Genomic DNA, 16,522 nt, shown 5'->3' with positions numbered 1-16,522 from the left:
GGCGAACTGCCGATAGTTCCTCACCGCACGGAGACCGTCACGACTCCCAGCCCTCCATCCAGACAGAGGGTCTCTAGGATCTTCGGCATGTCGATCTCTTCTCCGGACGCGTCATCCGGCGACCCATACGGCCGGTTCAACCCCCTGGGACTCGCCCAGACGAGCGAGAACCTGCGCAGCGCGCTGGAGGCCCAGCCCCAAGTGGCGCTAACGGGCCTGCAGCCGTTCACGGGAGCGGGCCTGTACGCGCTCTACTACCGAGGCAACCTGCCGATCTATCAGGACCTGAGCGAGACGCTCGTGCCGCTTTATGTGGGCAAGGCTGAGGCGGGAAACAGCAGTTACGGTGACTCACCAAGCGAGCGAAAGCCCAAACTGTACAAGCGCATAGAAAAACACCGGACCAGCATCAGCGAAGCGAGCAATCTCTCGGTTGAAGATTTCGACGTACGCTACATACTCCTGGACGATGTATGGATCGTCTTGGGCGAAAGGGCCCTGCTGCGCGCCTATAGCCCAGTCCTCTGGAACACACTGCTTACTGGTTTCGGTTCGAATCCCCCGGGCGAAGCACGCACGAATCCCAGGTCCTTCTGGGACACCCTGCATCCTGGCCGCCCACGTGCCGCTAATTACTTGTGCAACCGGCTCCTGACCCGTAACGAAATCGAGGTTCGCATTAAGGAAGGCATCGCCGTGTCGCTTATGACCCCTGGCGTTGACCGCGACCATGCGCTCGCGCAGCTGCGCGAGCGCAGGTACCAAGCCATCTGGTCACTCCCGCCCAAGGCAAACAAGGACAAGCGTCCCATCGTCTATCGACCAGATGCCTTCATTGAGGAAAACGCGGCGTTCGGTGTCTCGGCAGAATCCGAAACTTGGCGAGCCGCTCACACGACCAGCGCCGTAGCAGAGAGCGACGTTGAACATTTCGACGATGAAGATGACCAAAACAGTGATGAGTAAGAGGGGCTACTGGGCTTCGGAAGAGCGACGTCATGTAGATCGAGGAGGTCTGCCCATAGGCCTTCAGTAAAGGTGCCATGCGGCTCACAGATGAGTCTGGCAGGGCGGCAGCAGCGGTTCGATCAGCGCCCACAATTCATCGTCCACGATCCAGGGCCGAGTCGTCACACCCACCGAACGATCAGGTCGTCACAACGGTCACGCCCGACCGTGGCACCTCAGCAAGATCCTTTTACGAGCTCCAAGAATCATTAACCCGACCTTCGGAGTTCGCTGTCAACCCCCATGAGGTGGCACTGGGCGAGCCACCCCACTCATCACCTTCGCGCCAAACCGAAGCAATGCCGAGATCTTCGAGGTATTCCGCGTAATGCCCTATACCTTCAGTGAAGAGCGCTATGAGATAAGGTTTGGGCTCATCTCGCTTTTCATGCCAGAAGTGGCTGTACTCGAAAAGCTGACCTACAGCCTGGCGCACCGCGTTGGTTGCATTTCCATTTTTTACCGCCTTACCCTCGACCAGCCACGCACGTTGTGAGATCGAATCGCTTCGGCGTAGGACGAGGTCCCGCGGATGCATACCAGCGATTATGGGCGTATATCCGCATGCTACAGAATGAAATCCGAAGTCCTTTATGAGCTCTTCATGCCGTCGCGTTCTTCGACGTCTCCCACCCTTCAGATGGACGTAGTAATCGCTGCTGCCCTTGGGACAGAACCTATCGAGGGGGTCGTTAGTCTCATGCTCTTCGGGAACGTATTCCACAATGGGCTCATCAGCTCTTGGCATCTGAAGAAAGATACGTTGAGCTGCGGCCACATCATGGAGCAGCTTGGAAGCCTCCAGCAAATCGGCTTGCAGAATCTCTTCGGGCGGTAGGTTCGAGATCTCATATCGCCGCGCCGCCACGCTGCCCGCTTCATACGACCGCGGACGCCAGTCCTTAGAGCCAAAATCGGGCTGGTGGCTCCAACTCGATGCCAGATCCGGCGGAAGCGCGGCTCGTAGTCGCTTAGCTCGCGTGCGCAGTTCCCGCCTCAACTCTGGTCGTCGAGGAAAGCTCTTTTTTAGACGCGTCACCCCTTGCTGCAACGTCAGCGTTGCCGCTGATAGGTCCTCGCTGAAGATATATGCCAGATACAGACCCTGGTGTGGTTCTGCGTTGATCGCAGGGTCATACACCCCGATCCAGGGGGTGCTACTCGCGAACCCCTGTCCCCCGTGACCGTCTGCGGTGAAGCCTGGCGGCAGCGGAAGATCATCCCTCTCCTTCACTCCACGAAGGAGGACCTGAGCAGGCACGTCGTTGGAGGCCAGGGCGGTAGCGTCGTAGATCTCCGCTATGCGGATGAGCAAGTCACGAAGAGGCATGGGTCAGACGTTAGCCGACTCGATCATCTTCGATTCAAATACGTCAACTAAACAACCAAAAGACGGTCGCATCACGTCGCACACGCAAGCATCACTCCGCGTGACCAAGAGAGCCTCCGAACCCGAGCCGACCTAGACACATGGTCGACACTGCCGACGGGGAACCGAGGATCGCGACAACACCACGATCAGAGGCCTGGCTGATGGAAACGGGAGATCAAAGTCGAGCCGTTCTCCTCGATGATCCATGGTGGGACACGGCCGCCCGCGCTGGACAGGCGCCCTCCGCGCATCCGTGCCGGACCTGGGCGGTTTCGTCACTGAGGCGGAGGAGGAGAGCGAGCACGCAGCCCTCCACCATCCCGAGTTCGAGGGCGTGGCGGCGGAGGCTGGAGACCTGGGCATTGCTGGTACTGCGGCGGACGGTGAGGGGTGCATGGCCGTCGACGGTGGCGAACGTGCGGCTCATGGGGGCTTGGCGCAGGCCGAGGCACCAGGTCAGCCAGGAGTGCACACCGACACCGCTGCCACGCATGACTTCCCGGTTGACGGTGATTCGGACGCCGAGGACATCGCCCTCGAGAGCCATCGAGTCAGGCTGGGGCGGTTCCTCCTCCTCCATCGGTCGGGCGCCCCGGGCGACGAGGTCGACGAGGCCATCGGCAGTCTCACCGATCTGGTCGCTGAGCAGGCACTGCTTGAGCCGCCATGGGGTGACGGGGTAAAGCTCCGTCACCCTCATAAAGAGGGAGGCCTGGGAGATCGGGCCGGACTCCGTGACCACCGCGACCAGGGCCTCGACGGCGTTGGCATACGGCGTGAGCCGCAGATGGGACCATTCGGTCAGGCCCCAGGTCCCCTCGGGCCGGATCTGGATGAATCGGTCGTCGCGGCGTAGCGCCTCCCGCACGGCCGCCACAGTGGTCGCGGACATAGGTCTGAGCAGCTCGTCGGCCGTGCACGAGCGCCCGGCCTCGAGCAGCCACAGGTACGCGGCGTCGCGCCCCCGTGCCCTACGGCGTACCCAGTGTCCGTCGGGGCTGAGCGCGAGCCTGGATCCTGAGTCGGCGAGGAGACGGGCCAGGGGAAGGTCCTCTGGCACGCCGACCGCGGTGGCGGCCTGGCCGAGTTCGTCGCCGCGCAGGGGGGCGGTCTCCGCCAGTTCGCGTAGTGCGGCGTCGAGTGCGTCGGGGCGGGTGGTCCACCAGCCGTGCAGCGGGCCCGCCCAGGTGCGCGGCGCGCCGAGGCCCGCCTCGGGCAGCAGCGAATCGAGCGCGACGTGGTCTGGTACCCCGAGGGCCGCCGCAAAGGCCGCTCTGGGGGTGGCCGGCGCTTCGCCAGCGGCGCGCGTCGTCGAGCGCCAGCCGCCGTGGACGGCATCGGCCGCAGCCGCGAGCGCTCGCTGCACGCGAACCTGGATCTGGCGCGCCCGCTCCCGACTCATACCGTGCTCGTCCCCGACGTCGCCCAGGGTGCGTCCCGCCGCCCGGGCAGCGGCGACGGCCCGGTCACGGTCGTCGAGCTCGGTCGAGTGCCATGCTCGGACTATCCAATCGCCGTCACTCATGAACTCCCCCTACATCTCGTTGAAATAGATGATCCGCACGCCGAGGAAGGCGGCTATGCGCTGGTGCTCCGCCTTCTGCTCGAGCGTGAGCGGATCGAGGAAGGGGTCGACGACGCAGATCATCCAGGGGGACGTCTCGCCACTTGAGCGGTCGAGGATGGCAGGCCACACCAGGTGCTTGAGACTCGACGCGGCGCCCGCCACGAAGTTTCGCTCGTCGTCCTCGTAACCGATCTTGCGGACTTTGGCACGCATCGGCTTCTGCCGCTTGGACCCGGGGACGATCTCCCACTCCACTCCCAGAGCTTTCTCAACCATCTCGTCGAGCGTCGCGGCCCGGTTCTTGACGTACTTGGCGTACTTGCCGACCCCGCGACGGGCCCGCCCGTACTCCTTCATCGGACAATCCTTGAGCCAGGGCCGGATGTTCGCGGTCTGCCCAACGAACCCGATCAGCCGGCCCCCGATTTCGGGATCGTCCGTCCACTCCTGATACAGGCGGGTTCGGTCGGCGTCCTGCAGATGGGTCCAGCGAGCCTCGTCGGCGTACTCGTAGATCCGGGTGACGACGGCCGCCTCGACATCGCTGGGGATCTTGTAGTCAGTCACAGTATTCCTCTCGGTAGGGGGAACTGGAGGCGGACCTCGTCCGCCGCGGTCTCGAGGTCGGCGGCGTCCTGGATCCACATGTCCATGAGGGAGCCGACGGTCCCGTCCTGGAATTCGATCCGTGAGGTGTGGGGGAGTTCCAGGTGTTCGGCCTCCTCGGCTTCCAGAGTCCGGCGCAGGTTCAGGGCTGCCGCGGCGCGGCGGATGTCGGTCACGAAGTCGAGGACCTTCAGGGCCTTCTTGCCAGGGCTGAGACGCAGTCCGCGGCCGAGCTGCTGCACGAAGATCCTTCGACTGTGGGTGACGCGAAGGAAGGCGATGAGGTTCACGTCCGGCACATCGACACCCTCGTTGAACACGTCGACGCAGGTGATCACGGGGACGCGACCCAGGCGGAACTCGTTCAGCAGGACGTTGCGGTGACGCTTCGGTAGGCCGCTATGGAGGTAGGAGGCATTGACCCATTGCGGGTCGGAGACCGCGAGGAGTCCCGCCATGTGCTCGGCGTGATCGATCGTCTGGCAGAAGACGATGGCCCGGGGCTCGCTGGTCTCCCGCCAAGCGGCCCGCAGGTGCTCGACGATCTCCTCGTCCCGCTGGGGCAGGAAGAGGTGCCGGTTTAGGTCCTTGATGGAGTAGCCGTGACGGCTGATCTCCTTGACGACGTCCCAGTCGACGCCATCCGCGTAGAGCCGGTAGTCGACGGCGGACAGGAAGCCGGCGGCCATGCCCTCGGCGATGCCCATCTTGAAGCTGGGGTGACCGAAGCGGGCGGTGATGTCGAACTTGTCGCCGCGCCAAGGGGTAGCGGTGACTCCGAATCGCCCCGAAGTCCCACACAGATCGAGGAGTTCCGCAAACCTGCCGGTCTCGGCCACGTGGTGAGTCTCGTCGATCATCATGAGGTCAGGCCGGTAGCCGGTACGCGCCGCAGCAAGCGCGGATTCGACGGTCGCGACGACTACGCCATCCAAGTCCCTGGGCTTGCTATCGCCGGTAAGGAGGCGAGTGGGGACGCTCTTCGGGACGTGCCGCCAGAGCGCCTTCTCGAGCTGTTCGACGAGGTCGCGCATGTGGGCGACGACGAGGACGTTCGCATCCGGGCGGGCTTTCAGGAGGTTTCCAATGACCTCGCCGCCAACGACCGTCTTGCCTAGGCCGGTCGCCAGGACTAGCAGCGCCGAGCCCTCGGCGCCAAGGTCGCGCTCGATGGCCTCCACGGCCCGAGCCTGATAGGGCCGCAGCGCGTAACGGCTCGGCACAATGTCGGGCATGCGCTCACCGATGGCGTCGAGGGTTGCCCCGTGCCAGAGGACGATGTCGACGCCGATGCCCGCCAGGGCCCGGCGCCGCGCCTCGGCTGACGCCGCAATGTTCGTATTGGTCACCAGGACGGCTTTGTCGGCCCGATAGTGGGTGCGGGCGCGCTCGAGGTCGTCGACGCCGGCATGGTCCGCTGTGCCGTGGGCCTTCCATTTGCTCTGGAACACCCACTGCTCGCGGTCCCGGACAGCGAGGAGGTCCGCTCCGTGGTCATGGGCGCCATCCACGACACGCACGTCATGGAAGCCCAGGTGCCAGAGAGTCCGCTCGAGCGCTTTGGTCAGTCCCGCCGGGCCGCCGTCACGCAGTTCGGCGGCCGCCAGGAACGCGGCTTTCACTCCTCACCAGCCAGTTCGTCGGCGAGGAGGGTGACGCTGAGGCGGGCGCGCTGAAGCTGGAGGGCCGTGGCCTCCCCCGCGAACGTGCCGATGGTGGCAACGTCTGCGAGATAGCCCGTGACACGGGCCAAGCTCAGGGACTTCGCGGACTTGGAGGTCACACCGTTGTACGGGCCCCGGAAGACACGGCCGTCCAAGAACGCCTCGGGCATCGCCTCGACCAGCCGGACCAAGGCCAGGGCGGGGGCGAACGAGACGAACCCGCCGTCTTCGCCAAGACGGCCGACTTGGCCGACACGGCCCGAGGCGATCATCGACTCCTCGGTGGCGGTGACCTCCTCATGGGTGAGGTGGCCGAAGGCAGTGTCGGACTTGCCTGTCCGGTCGAGTTCGCCGACCAGGCGGCGGCGGACCTCGGCCAGCAAGTCGCGGGCTTCGGCGCCGACCGTGGTCCCGTCGAGCGCGCTGTCCTTGAGGGACTCGGCGCGGATGGCGGCGACGAGCCGGGACGGGCTCCAGTCGGAACGCGCGCGGACCTTCAGGACAGCGGCCAGTTCTACCAACAGAAGGTCGGCGTAGTCCGCACCGAACCGCCGGAACACCTCGTGGGCGGGGTCGACGAGGGCGGTGAGTTCGTTGCCCGCGCGCTGGTCTAGGAGGACCGGGACGGCCTGTCCGGCGTCGTCCAGCAAACGCTCACCGTCCGCGAGTAGACGGGTCTCGACGTTCAGGTAGCCGAGGGTGGGATGGCCGAAAGGGCGGCTGAGATAGGCGTACAAAGTGGAAGCGTTCTCGTAACGCGCCAGGCGCTCACTCCGGGTCTCGATCTCAGCCTTCACGTCTTCCATGGCCCTGGCGGCGGGTGAGGCGGGGACGGGGACGGACACTGGCCCTTTCGGCCGAGTGTCACCGGAGGCGGGGGCGTCGGAGGGGAGGCCGAGGGCGTCCATGACCGCCCGCTCGTCAGGCTGACTCGGGACGCTGGCCGCCGTCTTGACCTCCTTGCCCTTGTTCTTGAGCTCCTCGTGCTCGAGGACCGCCCGCCACCAGCGCTCGTCCGTTTCGAAGTCAGGGTCGCCCTTCTGGAACTTCAGGCCCCAGCGACGGGTTTCCTCGTGGATGGGCTTGCTGCCGTCACCCGGGACGAGATAACGCAGGCCGGCGTCGTTGCGGCGAAATCCCTTGAATAGTAGGGCGAGCGGGCTCTCGTTCTCCGGGTAGTGGAGGGCATCGGCCCGCTTGGGCTGGAGTGGAGCCACGCCGCGCAGCAGTTCCACAGCGCTGCGCCAACTGCGATCCGCGTACTCGAAGGCGTCCTTCTGGTACGTGACAGGGACGTGGTCGAGATGTATCTCCCCGATGAGACGTCCGCCCTGGTGGGCGAGGTCGACGGGGTACTCCGGGTCCTCGTTGCCGACGACGCCGTCGGGGTTATGCCAGGTGAACAGTTGCTTGTCCCAGCGGAGGATCTTGCGGCCATTGCGTAGGAAGTCGATCCCGTACTCGGTCTTGTGGAGATAGCGCTGGATGCCGAGCCAGCCGTGGATCCGGCGCTCGCGGACCGTGAGCTTCTCGCTCCCGCAGTCGGCGCAAACGTCGCCGCGCACCAACTGCCACTGGCCGCAATCACCGCAGGCGAGCCCGTCTTCAAGCTTCTCATTGATTGGGATGTAGGCGGGGATCCGTTCCTTGCCGTTATGGAGCACGGAACGGTCCTCACCCCAGCGGCAAGGGCGGACCGGCTTGACACGGGTTCCGCCGACATACAGGTCGAAGCCGCGCTCGGTGAGGATCCACGAGTACACCGAGCCCAGCGTGTTGCGGAGAGCGGGGCCGTTGCGACGCAGCCAGTCCGCCCGCGTCCGGTTGAGGCGGTCGATGACGATCCTCGTGCCGTGCTCGGCCGGGTCACTTTTCAGCTCGGTGATGTCCGTAGCCTCGAAGTCGTCCTTGATGTGGTCGAGATCGATCTCGACGCCGATCCACTCGGTATCGCCGGGGCGGGTCGTCAAAACGCGGGTGCGCTTGCCGAGGCGGGCGGTGGCCACGTTGAAGCCCATACCGAACAGACCCAGCTTGTCGTGCATGTCGTTGCCAGACCAGCCGGCCCGCACCGCGCGCTCCAGGCGCTCGTACGTCATGCCCTGGCCGGTGTCAGCGATCAGGAGCTGCCCGTTGGCCGAGGAGGGCAGGGACACGCTGACCTTGTAGCCGTCCGGCCACTCCACGCCGGAGCGAAGGATTTCGCTGAAGTCGTCGAAGGCGTTGTCGACCAGCTCGGCCACGCACTGCCACTCGTCGAACTCGATCTCGCCCAGCATGCGTAGTACGCGGGCGGAAGGGGTGATCTTCACTCCGGCGGAACCCTCCTGACGAATCGGGCGCGCTCGAGGCCACTCCGGCGCGCCAACGAACGGCGAAGCGGCCTGACTCGGATGAGTCACGCGTTCAACCCCGAGACTAGAGGCGACCACTGACAATCCGTCCGGCGTTTGCGGGGACTCCGAAATTGTGGGACCGGGACAGGAGGACACCTGAGCCGGAGCCCTTCGCGGAAGGCCTCAGGCTCAGGTGTTGACGCGTCGCCGCAAATCGGCGGCTCGTTCTCCCCCACACCGTGCGCGACGTGCGCCGCGGCCGCCTCGGGGTCCTGGTGCTCCCAGAAACATGTTTCTCGTTCCGGTCACGCCGCACCGAGCGCATCGTGTGATCAACCCGGACGCATCCCCTGAACGACGCTGCCCGCTCGCTCGCATCACGACCACCCGCAGCGTAAAAGATCCATTACGGGGGCGCCCCGGTGCCGGAGTCCCTCGCCAAGCCCAAGAACCACAGCCAGTGCGCCGGCCGCGTCCGCACCATTGAGGCAAGCCACCTCTCCAATCCACGAGGAGTGCTCGCCGCCGTCGACGCCCCGCGACAGAACACCAACCCGTAGCACAACGCGCCCCGCCCACGGCTTCACACCGCGGGCGGGGCATTTGTCTGTGATTAATTCGCAGCCCTAGGCGGGAGTTCCTGACCGGCGATGTAGAGCCTTCGTGCACTCTGGGAGTACAGCTCCCTCGGATACATAACAGCGTATCCAGGAAGCACCATAATCTGCCATGGATCAGGCAACTGGGAACTCACGAAACGAAAGAACTCATTCACCGTCATCTCGGGCTGTCCGATGGTTACCTCGAACTGCTCGTAGAAACTCTCCCTCTGAGTTCGATTGTACGCATACCTGAACGTGTAGGGCAGCGTCGTCTTGGCGAACTTCAAAAAGGAGCGTAGGTTTTGAGTTCCTTGGGGCAGGTCGCTTATCACCCATTCAAGATTGGCGGGATAGAGCTGATCGAAGTGATCATCTGAGAAAACCGTGGTGTCGCGCTCAACCCCGGGATCATTGATGCCGAAACCGTTCTCGTTCCAAGGCGCCTGGCCGTTGCTCTGAAACCTGTCGATGAGGAGCTTTTCTGGAGCTACCGCCGCGAAATCCTCGTCCACCGACAAAGCCGTGAAGGTCATCCACTCCAAGTGGATGTTCTCCCGTCCGCTGAGCTTTTTGAGGTGCTTCCTCAACCTTTGCCCGAGGGTGGCATCAGCCTTCCCGATGTAGACGGGCTCACCGTGCCGGTGAAGCTGATACACCCCCTTGTGGCGCGGTAGGAGGCTTATATTCTCCTCGGTCAAGGGTGCGGGAGTAAGCGTCTCCAGGGCTGCGGCCAGCTGATCACCGAGCGCCTTCGTGATGCTCAGCTTGAACTCGGCGTGATTCTCCAGCGGCAAGGCCTGAGCTCCCTTCGGGTGAGTGATCGAGATCACCTTAACCGGTGAAAACGAGGCGCATGTTGCCTGTCTTCCTTGAAACGACTTGATGATCGCAAACTCCGCGGTACGCTTCTCTCATGCCTGAGCTGCGAGAAGAGCGCCAAGAGGTGGGGACCTGTGTCGAGCTGTTCGCCGGCGGCGGGGGGCTTGCGCTGGCTGTGCACGCTGCGGGCTTCCGTCCGCTCCTGGTGAATGAACTGGCCCCGCGAGCCTGCCAGTCCCTGAGGGACAACCCACCGGACCCCAAAGATCCGGAGAGGGGATGGCCGCTCGTCCCGGGCGACGTGAGTGAGATCAGCTTCACCGACCGCGTCAGTGATGAGGTCGACGTTCTCGCAGGGGGGCCACCCTGCCAACCCTTCAGCCTTGGGGGAGTCCACAAGGGCACGGAAGATAAGCGAAACATGTTCCCAGAGATGTTCCGCGCCATTCGGGAAATGAGACCCAAGGCGGTTATCTGCGAGAACGTACGCGGCCTGCTTCGCCCGTCTTTCAAACCGTATTTCAACTACATCCTGAATGAATTGAGCCTCCCCTTCGTGGAGCGCGACAAGGAGGCTACGTGGGAAGAACACAACGAACTCCTTGAGAAGCTGATCGCCAACGACTCGGTTGATCTTTCGGAGCGATACACAGTCAAGGAGATGGAGGTCAACGCCGCCGCCTACGGCGTACCTCAGATTCGGAATCGAGTGATCATCGTCGCGTTCCGCGCCGACCTTGGCGTCAACTGGGACGAGTTCATGCCCAAGGAGACACACTCCGAGGAATCGCTGATCCACTCCATGCGCGAGGGCGGACCATACTGGACGGAGCGACACAAGAAGGTGTCCGCCGATGTTCGCAAGCGCGTTATTGCCAACCTTCCGGAACTCGACTACGAGAACAAGAAGGTCAAGGAAAAGCTGAAACTGGAGCCGTGGCGCACCCTGCGTGACGCCATCGCGGGAATCGACGAGAATGAGGGAAAGCCGCTTCCGCCCGTGACGGAGAAAGCCGTCGAGAAGAAGCTCAAAGTGGGGGACATCCCTGATCACGTCGGATGGCCTGGTGCCCGCATGTATACCGGGCACACCCCGAACGTGCTGGACCGACCCGCGAAGACCGTGAAGGCGGGTGTGCACGGCGTGCCGGGCGGTGAATCCGTGATTCAACTCGACAACGTCAACTTCGTCAACGCGGGGGGCGGAACCGGATACCGCTACATGACCGTGCGTGAGACCGCGCGAGTCATGACGTTCCCGGACCGTTGGATTCTCGACGGCCCGCGAGGAGAGAAGATGCGGCAGTTGGGGAACGCCGTGCCCGTCAAGCTCGGCACGGTCTTCGCGAACGCCGTCGCTGACGCTCTCAAGTCGGTTGGGGCACTGGAGGACCCGGAGAAGCGGAAGTGACCGAAACCACGAGAGATCGGCAGAGGCGTTGGAAGGATCGAATGCCTCCCGATCGAGCGTGGAAGCCGAGAGTGGGGATGAGCAGGGAGGCCCGAGCGGCTGAGCAGGACCGGGCCGCCGGCAGCCGCCTCACACGCGCGGTCGACCTCGGCGAAGGCCGATACGCACGCGCGTCCATCGCGCTGCGCCTGTACCGCAGCACCCGCCGCATCCGCGCCTACCTGCGGTGGTCTCAAGATGGTGAGACACAGGAACGCTATGTCGGCGAGGTGGACGCCGCGACTCGCGCCGCGAATTTGACGCAGGCATGGGAGATGGCCCACGCCGCCGGTTACGTGACCACCGAAACCGTTCCCTCCGACTCGTGGGCGTCCTCCCCCGCCTCCCGAGCGGTCATGTCCGCCAACAAGGGACGTGACACGAAGCCCGAGAAGCTGTTGCGGTCCGCGCTCCACAGACACGGACTGCGATACCGCGTAGGAGTCAGGCCGATCCCTGACCTGCGTCGGACCGCCGACGTAGTGTTCACCAAGGCCCGCGTCGCCGTCTTCGTCGATGGCTGCTACTGGCACGGCTGCCCGGAACACCACCGGCCCGCAAAGAAAGGCGCGACCTTCTGGCGGGAAAAGATCGCCGGAAATCGAGCCCGCGACGCCGAGACCAACGAGGCGTTGCGCAACGCCGGTTGGCTCGTCCTCCGCGTTTGGGAACACGAAGATCCAGACAAAGCAGCCCAAAACGTGGCCAGAGCAGTGAGGCGGAGACAACGTACGAGCGGCGTAAATCAGAGTTGAGCCCTGATGGGCACTGTGCCAGGTGAACACAACCCTGATCAGGGCGACTGGTGGTCAGCTCGAGAAGGACAAGCCAGCCATTGATCGAGCCCCTTAAGCCGAGTGTCGTGGGTCCGATTCCCTCTGAGGAAGCGAGAAGGGGCCAGGCCGGCAGGGGCCCCTCCGCCACGACGCCCAGTGTCTGCGGCAGACTCATAGGTCCCAGACCAAGCTAGTGCTCAGCCTCCGCGTCCTTGCGCGCGTTCTCCTCGGTGGCCCGATTGCGTACTGGAGTCGTTTTCAAGAATCGCGATCACCACGACGTGGTGCACCGGGTCTCCGGGCGAGTCCCCGCATCGTGTCTCGCTACCCTGCCCCCATGATGCGCGCAGTGGTCTTCGACGTCGGTGAGTGCCTCGTAGACGAAACCCGTGAGTACGGAACCTGGGCCGACTGGCTGGGTGTGCCGCGGCACACCTTCCACGCAATGTTCGGGGCTGTCGTCGCGCAGGGGCGCGACTACCGGGAGACCTTCCAGGAGTTCAGGCCCGGCTTCGACCTCTCCGAGGAGCGCGAGAAGCGGGCTACTGCCGGGAAACCGGAGACGTTCGGCGAAGCGGATCTGTACGCAGACGTCCGCCCGGCTCTCGCCCAGCTCCGTGCCGACGGACTCTGGCTCGGTATCGCGGGCAACCAGACCGTGCGGGCGGGGCGGATCCTGCGGTCGCTCTTCTCCGACGACGTCGACCTGATCGGTACGTCGGACGACTGGGGTGCCAGCAAGCCCGATCCCGGGTTCTTCAAGCGGGTCGCCGATGCGGCGCCCTTCGATGTCGACGAGATTCTCTACGTCGGTGATCGATGCGACAACGACATCCACCCGGCCCGCGAGGCCGGCATGCACACCGCGCTCGTGCGTCGCGGGCCGTGGGCCACCATCCAATGGAACGGTCGCGAGGCCACGGAGCTGCCGACCTTCCGTGTCGACAGCCTGCTCGAACTGCCCACCCGGATCCGAGAGTTCAACGGCCCAGTGCGCTGATGGTCGTCGACCAGTCGTAGAGCCGGTCGTCGAGGGCACGGACGCAGGGCTGATGCTGGTGCGGGGTCAACGTGCGGCGGACCTCGCGCACGCGATCCATGCCCGTCGCGTACCAGGTGATGGCCAGTTGATCGAGGGCTCGTCCCGCGTACTCGCAGGCTTGCTCCGGGTTTCCGGACGCCGCCTCGACGGCTGCCAGGTCGCCGTAGACGACGGTGCGCTGTTTGTCTTCGGCGGGCGACATCGCGTCCAGGACGCCGAGCAGTGTCTCGCGCGCCTGCGGGAGATGGCCCGCAGTCATCTGGGTGTTCCCCTTGAACGCCGCAAGCCGGGCCGGGGAGAACCAGTCCATCCACTCGGGCGAGGGGTGTTCGTTGCCGGTCTTCAGGATGTCCTCGGCGTGCCCGATCAGATGCAGGGCGGTGCGAGCGTTGCCGCACCGGGTCTCACATTCGGCTTCCACCGCGTCCAGCCATGCAAGGAATTCCGCGGAAGCGGGGGCGCGGCGAGCGTACGTGCGTGCCGCGATCATTCGCTCCAAGGCCGCTTCACGATCGGCCGCCCAGCCCGGGATGAACGCCATGTGGGCGATGATCGCGGAGCCGAGCAGCGGGTCGTCGGCCTCACCCACGGCTTGCAACGCCAGGAGGAGGGTGTCGTTAGCCGTGCTTGGTTCGCGGAGGTCGAAGAACTCGATCCGGCCTGCGAGAAGATACGTCTCCCCCAGCGCGGCCGCAATCGTGCGGCGCGTGGAATCCGTCGTCTCGGGGAGCAAAGCGCAGCCCAGCGTCGCGTGCGCGATGACGGCGGGGTGCAGCGTGGTCGGGGCGACAGACCAGTAAAGCCGACGGTGGGAGCGTGTCACCGCCTCGAAGTCCACACCAGCTGTGGCTGGTTGAGGCGCCACGACGGCTCGTCCGGGTACCACGGCCCGTCCGACGGAGGACACGCCACCGGCTACCAGCGTGCGCCGGGGGTGGCTGGGATGTGATCCGTCCGAGCCCCACGGCGGCGTGAAGCCGAGTGCCTCCATGCTCTGACCCAGCAGGTGTACGAGTACACGCTGGCAGTCCGGTTGCGGCCAAGGCGGGTTGTCCGACTCCCAGCGCCGAACCTGCCGTACGCCGACAGACAGGCCGCGAATGCCCATTTGTCTTGCGTTACTGGTCAGGGCGTCGGCCAAGTCCTGCTGTGAGTTGAAGCCCGCTGCTACACGGGCGGCCTTGAGTCGGACGTTGCCTGTGGGCCGAGGCACGGGACACCTCCTGATGGCGACTGCCGCAACCATCCCACAGTAAGTCCGCTGTTGAGCGTGCTCTCACTCTAAAGGTGTCATCTAGGCCCTCTTTACGCCCTGTTGGAGGCCTTTCAGAGTCCTCGAATCGGCGGGTCAGTTCATGAACTCTATGTGCCGTACCTGACCACAGACCATGACGAGGGCAGGCCATGGACACTCAAGAAGCTTTGGACAGAACGATTGCCGAGTGGCTCGCGCGGGCGCACCCGGTGCCGGAACAGGCTCTGGCGGAGTGGTCGAACCAGGGGGTGGCCCTTTTACCTCTTGGTCGAAGGTTCGCCGCGGTAAGGCTCTCGGGCGTACTGGTGTACGCCGCCCTCAACTCGGGCGAGCCGGGCGTGGTGGCCGACGCCCTGTCTGAACGACTGCGCGGTCCCGTTATCCATGACCACCGCGCCAAGGGCCCGACGTACTACGCACTCATCCAGTGGCATGCCGGCCTGGTCTGGAATTACAACCGCAGCGCACCGTGCCTGCGAGACGACACGTATCTGGGCGTCCCGCGAATCGATCGCCGAGAACCGCCTGGAACCTACTGGGTCGTTCCGCCTCGCTACGACGGCAACCTGTGCAGGCCACAGGCGGTTCGAGACCTGGTCGACGCCGGCCACCGGCAGCTCATTCAGCAAACGTCGGATTGATCTTCCCGGCCGGCCGAGTGTCTGCCACCGCGTACAGGTCTACGCACGTCGCGCAGCGGCCTGCGAACCCCTCTCCCCGAGCACTCGACATGCATTCGGCGCTCGAGGAGAGGGCCACGCCCAAGATCCCCAACTGCGAGGTGAATCCGTGCTGTTCACAACACCACCAGGACCCGAAAGGCCGCCCGGCCCGACCCCGCCCACCAGCGGCTCCAGCACAAGGGAGACCATGCCATGACCACCGCCCTCGCCGCCGCAACCCGCTCCGGCCGCTCCCTCGTCACCGCCCCCGAGTTCGACATACTCGCCACCTTCTGCGCCGATGAATACGGCCTGGAACGCTGTGTCGCCGAGCGCATCGTCGACCAGGCGCTCGCCCTGGTCTTCGTCATGGGATCGACGGGCGAGGGCACCGTCATGGCGCCGTCCCAGCAGGTCGACCCGGGATGGCACACGCTCATCCTGCACACCAGCTGGTACGCCGACTGGTGTGAGAGGAGCTTCGGTCACTTCCTGCACCACCAGCCGAACTCGAAGGTCCGCACGCGCGGTCTGATGGTCGACGTCGTGGGGAAGATCAGGGCCGCGGGGTTCGAGGTCGACGAACGGCTGTGGGGTACGGCCGCGGAATGTAACGCGCCCACCTGCTGTGGCGACGGCCCCTGCTGCTGATCCGCACTCCCCATTTAACTCCCCGACAGGGGCGGGCCGGTCATGTCCGCGGTCGGCCCGCCCCCGCGCCAGAACGGACTCACCCACGTGTCCCTGACCGAGCTGTCCGCGACCAGCCGCGTGACCGTCTTCCCCCTCGAAAGACTCACAGTCGCCTACACCACCCAGTCCAGCGACGAGCGCGGCCTGGGCGACATCGGGCTTGTCACCGTCGTCGCCGAACACAGCGACGGTGAGGAACTGTGGCGCTTGGCGCGCGATTTGGGAGGACGCGCCAACGGCGCCGACCAGGCCCGATGGATCCTCACGCAGGCAAGCCGGGTCCGGATGGTCAACGCGTACACGGACTTGCCCCGCGCGACCTGGACGGCGTACATCCGTCGTCGTGTCGAACTCGACGCGCTCTTCGCGAACCACGACATCCTGATGACCGGGCGGATCGCTCTGCTGGGTTCAGGGCTGTCTGCCTTGCGCGGCACGGTCACACCGCCCGCCGGAAGGCCGGCGAGCAGTAGGTCGTCGGCTCCCCGGGCTTCGCAGCGGTGATGCGCGGCCCGCTGAGGGAGTGCTCAGTGGCCAGCCCAGTTCCGTGGCATCAACGACTGTCGTGCATCACCCAGGGAAGCCCTTACGTCGCAAGGGCAGCAGTTTCGAATCGTCGGGACCCCTCCCAAGTTCAGTCATTACCGTTGGTCAATGGCAGGCTCAAGGC

Annotated in this window: 15 protein-coding genes; 8 read left to right on the top strand and 7 right to left on the bottom strand. The window is 64.8% G+C overall.

All coding sequences use genetic code 11. The features are described from left to right. The first annotated feature begins 87 nt into the window (after positions 1-87). The gene (locus AB0I77_RS18840) at positions 88-966 is read left to right on the top strand and encodes an Eco29kI family restriction endonuclease (RefSeq protein WP_363283701.1); all 879 of its coding nucleotides are present in this window, start codon (positions 88-90) and stop codon (positions 964-966) included. A 232-nt stretch (positions 967-1,198) separates the two neighbouring features. Here the strand turns inward: AB0I77_RS18840 and AB0I77_RS18835 are convergent, their stop codons facing one another. The 5 genes from AB0I77_RS18835 to AB0I77_RS18815 all read right to left on the bottom strand — a co-directional run bounded on the left by AB0I77_RS18835 (position 1,199) and on the right by AB0I77_RS18815 (position 8,529). Next, a complete protein-coding gene (locus AB0I77_RS18835) occupies positions 1,199-2,338 on the bottom strand; it encodes a DUF3578 domain-containing protein (RefSeq protein WP_363283700.1) in 1,140 nt (379 codons plus the stop codon). A gap of 217 nt (positions 2,339-2,555) precedes the next feature. Further along, on the bottom strand, positions 2,556-3,905 hold the full coding sequence (locus tag AB0I77_RS18830; protein WP_363283699.1) for an RNA polymerase subunit sigma-70: 1,350 nt from the start codon (positions 3,903-3,905) through the stop codon (positions 2,556-2,558). A 9-nt stretch (positions 3,906-3,914) separates the two neighbouring features. Continuing rightward, positions 3,915-4,514, bottom strand: a complete 600-nt coding sequence (locus AB0I77_RS18825) for a hypothetical protein (RefSeq protein ID WP_363283698.1) — start codon at positions 4,512-4,514, stop codon at positions 3,915-3,917. After that, a complete protein-coding gene (locus tag AB0I77_RS18820; protein WP_363283696.1) occupies positions 4,511-6,175 on the bottom strand; it encodes a DEAD/DEAH box helicase family protein in 1,665 nt (554 codons plus the stop codon). Before AB0I77_RS18820 ends, AB0I77_RS18825 begins: the two co-directional genes overlap by 4 nt. Continuing rightward, positions 6,172-8,529 carry an ATP-binding protein gene (locus tag AB0I77_RS18815; protein ID WP_363283695.1) on the bottom strand — a complete coding sequence of 786 codons (2,358 nt, stop codon included), beginning with the start codon at positions 8,527-8,529 and terminating at the stop codon, positions 6,172-6,174. Before AB0I77_RS18815 ends, AB0I77_RS18820 begins: the two co-directional genes overlap by 4 nt. A gap of 446 nt (positions 8,530-8,975) precedes the next feature. Here AB0I77_RS18815 and AB0I77_RS18810 point away from each other — a divergent pair, with 446 nt between their 5' ends. Beyond that, positions 8,976-9,113, top strand: a complete 138-nt coding sequence (locus AB0I77_RS18810; protein ID WP_363283694.1) for a hypothetical protein — start codon at positions 8,976-8,978, stop codon at positions 9,111-9,113. A gap of 53 nt (positions 9,114-9,166) precedes the next feature. Here AB0I77_RS18810 and AB0I77_RS18805 read toward each other — a convergent pair whose 3' ends face one another. Further along, entirely contained in the window at positions 9,167-9,949 is a 783-nt protein-coding gene (locus AB0I77_RS18805; protein ID WP_363283693.1) for a GIY-YIG nuclease family protein, read from the bottom strand. A gap of 119 nt (positions 9,950-10,068) precedes the next feature. Between AB0I77_RS18805 and AB0I77_RS18800 the strand changes: the two genes are divergently transcribed. The 3 genes from AB0I77_RS18800 (at position 10,069) to AB0I77_RS18790 (ending at position 13,200) form a co-directional block, all read left to right on the top strand. Then, positions 10,069-11,385 carry a DNA cytosine methyltransferase gene (locus tag AB0I77_RS18800; RefSeq protein ID WP_363283692.1) on the top strand — a complete coding sequence of 439 codons (1,317 nt, stop codon included), beginning with the start codon at positions 10,069-10,071 and terminating at the stop codon, positions 11,383-11,385. Positions 11,386-11,462: 77 nt separating this feature from the next. Next, positions 11,463-12,179 (top strand): very short patch repair endonuclease, encoded by a 717-nt coding sequence (locus AB0I77_RS18795; RefSeq protein ID WP_363283691.1) that lies wholly within the window; start codon positions 11,463-11,465, stop codon positions 12,177-12,179. A 358-nt stretch (positions 12,180-12,537) separates the two neighbouring features. After that, on the top strand, positions 12,538-13,200 hold the full coding sequence (locus AB0I77_RS18790) for an HAD family hydrolase (protein ID WP_363283690.1): 663 nt from the start codon (positions 12,538-12,540) through the stop codon (positions 13,198-13,200). Here AB0I77_RS18790 and AB0I77_RS18785 read toward each other — a convergent pair. Then, positions 13,181-14,455, bottom strand: a complete 1,275-nt coding sequence (locus AB0I77_RS18785) for a transcriptional regulator (protein WP_363283689.1) — start codon at positions 14,453-14,455, stop codon at positions 13,181-13,183. The two genes, AB0I77_RS18790 and AB0I77_RS18785, sit on opposite strands and share 20 nt — an antisense overlap. 191 nt (positions 14,456-14,646) lie before the next feature. On the opposite strand from AB0I77_RS18785, the gene AB0I77_RS18780 reads away from it, so the two are divergent. From AB0I77_RS18780 to AB0I77_RS18770, 3 genes are all read left to right on the top strand, one after another. Then, entirely contained in the window at positions 14,647-15,138 is a 492-nt protein-coding gene (locus tag AB0I77_RS18780) for a hypothetical protein (protein WP_363283688.1), read from the top strand. Positions 15,139-15,372: 234 nt separating this feature from the next. Next, entirely contained in the window at positions 15,373-15,810 is a 438-nt protein-coding gene (locus AB0I77_RS18775; RefSeq protein ID WP_363283687.1) for a hypothetical protein, read from the top strand. Between the two features lie 42 nt (positions 15,811-15,852). Beyond that, positions 15,853-16,356 (top strand): hypothetical protein, encoded by a 504-nt coding sequence (locus AB0I77_RS18770; RefSeq protein ID WP_363283686.1) that lies wholly within the window; start codon positions 15,853-15,855, stop codon positions 16,354-16,356. Positions 16,357-16,522: the final 166 nt, after the last annotated feature.

It is taken from the genome of Streptomyces sp. NPDC050619 (assembly GCF_040654815.1).
GTDB lineage: Bacteria > Actinomycetota > Actinomycetes > Streptomycetales > Streptomycetaceae > Streptomyces.
This window is presented reverse-complemented; position numbering and strand designations above follow the sequence as displayed.

Bases quoted from the DNA above. Each gene is read 5' to 3' on its own strand.
- AB0I77_RS18840 (WP_363283701.1), top strand. From the start codon at position 88: ATGTCGATCTCTTCTCCGGACGCGTCATCCGGCGACCCATACGGCCGG.
- AB0I77_RS18835 (WP_363283700.1), bottom strand. From the start codon at position 2,338: ATGCCTCTTCGTGACTTGCTCATCCGCATAGCGGAGATCTACGACGCT.
- AB0I77_RS18830 (WP_363283699.1), bottom strand. From the start codon at position 3,905: ATGAGTGACGGCGATTGGATAGTCCGAGCATGGCACTCGACCGAGCTC.
- AB0I77_RS18800 (WP_363283692.1), top strand. From the start codon at position 10,069: ATGCCTGAGCTGCGAGAAGAGCGCCAAGAGGTGGGGACCTGTGTCGAG.
- AB0I77_RS18795 (WP_363283691.1), top strand. From the start codon at position 11,463: ATGAGCAGGGAGGCCCGAGCGGCTGAGCAGGACCGGGCCGCCGGCAGC.
- AB0I77_RS18790 (WP_363283690.1), top strand. From the start codon at position 12,538: ATGATGCGCGCAGTGGTCTTCGACGTCGGTGAGTGCCTCGTAGACGAA.
- AB0I77_RS18780 (WP_363283688.1), top strand. From the start codon at position 14,647: ATGGACACTCAAGAAGCTTTGGACAGAACGATTGCCGAGTGGCTCGCG.
- AB0I77_RS18775 (WP_363283687.1), top strand. From the start codon at position 15,373: ATGACCACCGCCCTCGCCGCCGCAACCCGCTCCGGCCGCTCCCTCGTC.
- AB0I77_RS18770 (WP_363283686.1), top strand. From the start codon at position 15,853: ATGTCCGCGGTCGGCCCGCCCCCGCGCCAGAACGGACTCACCCACGTG.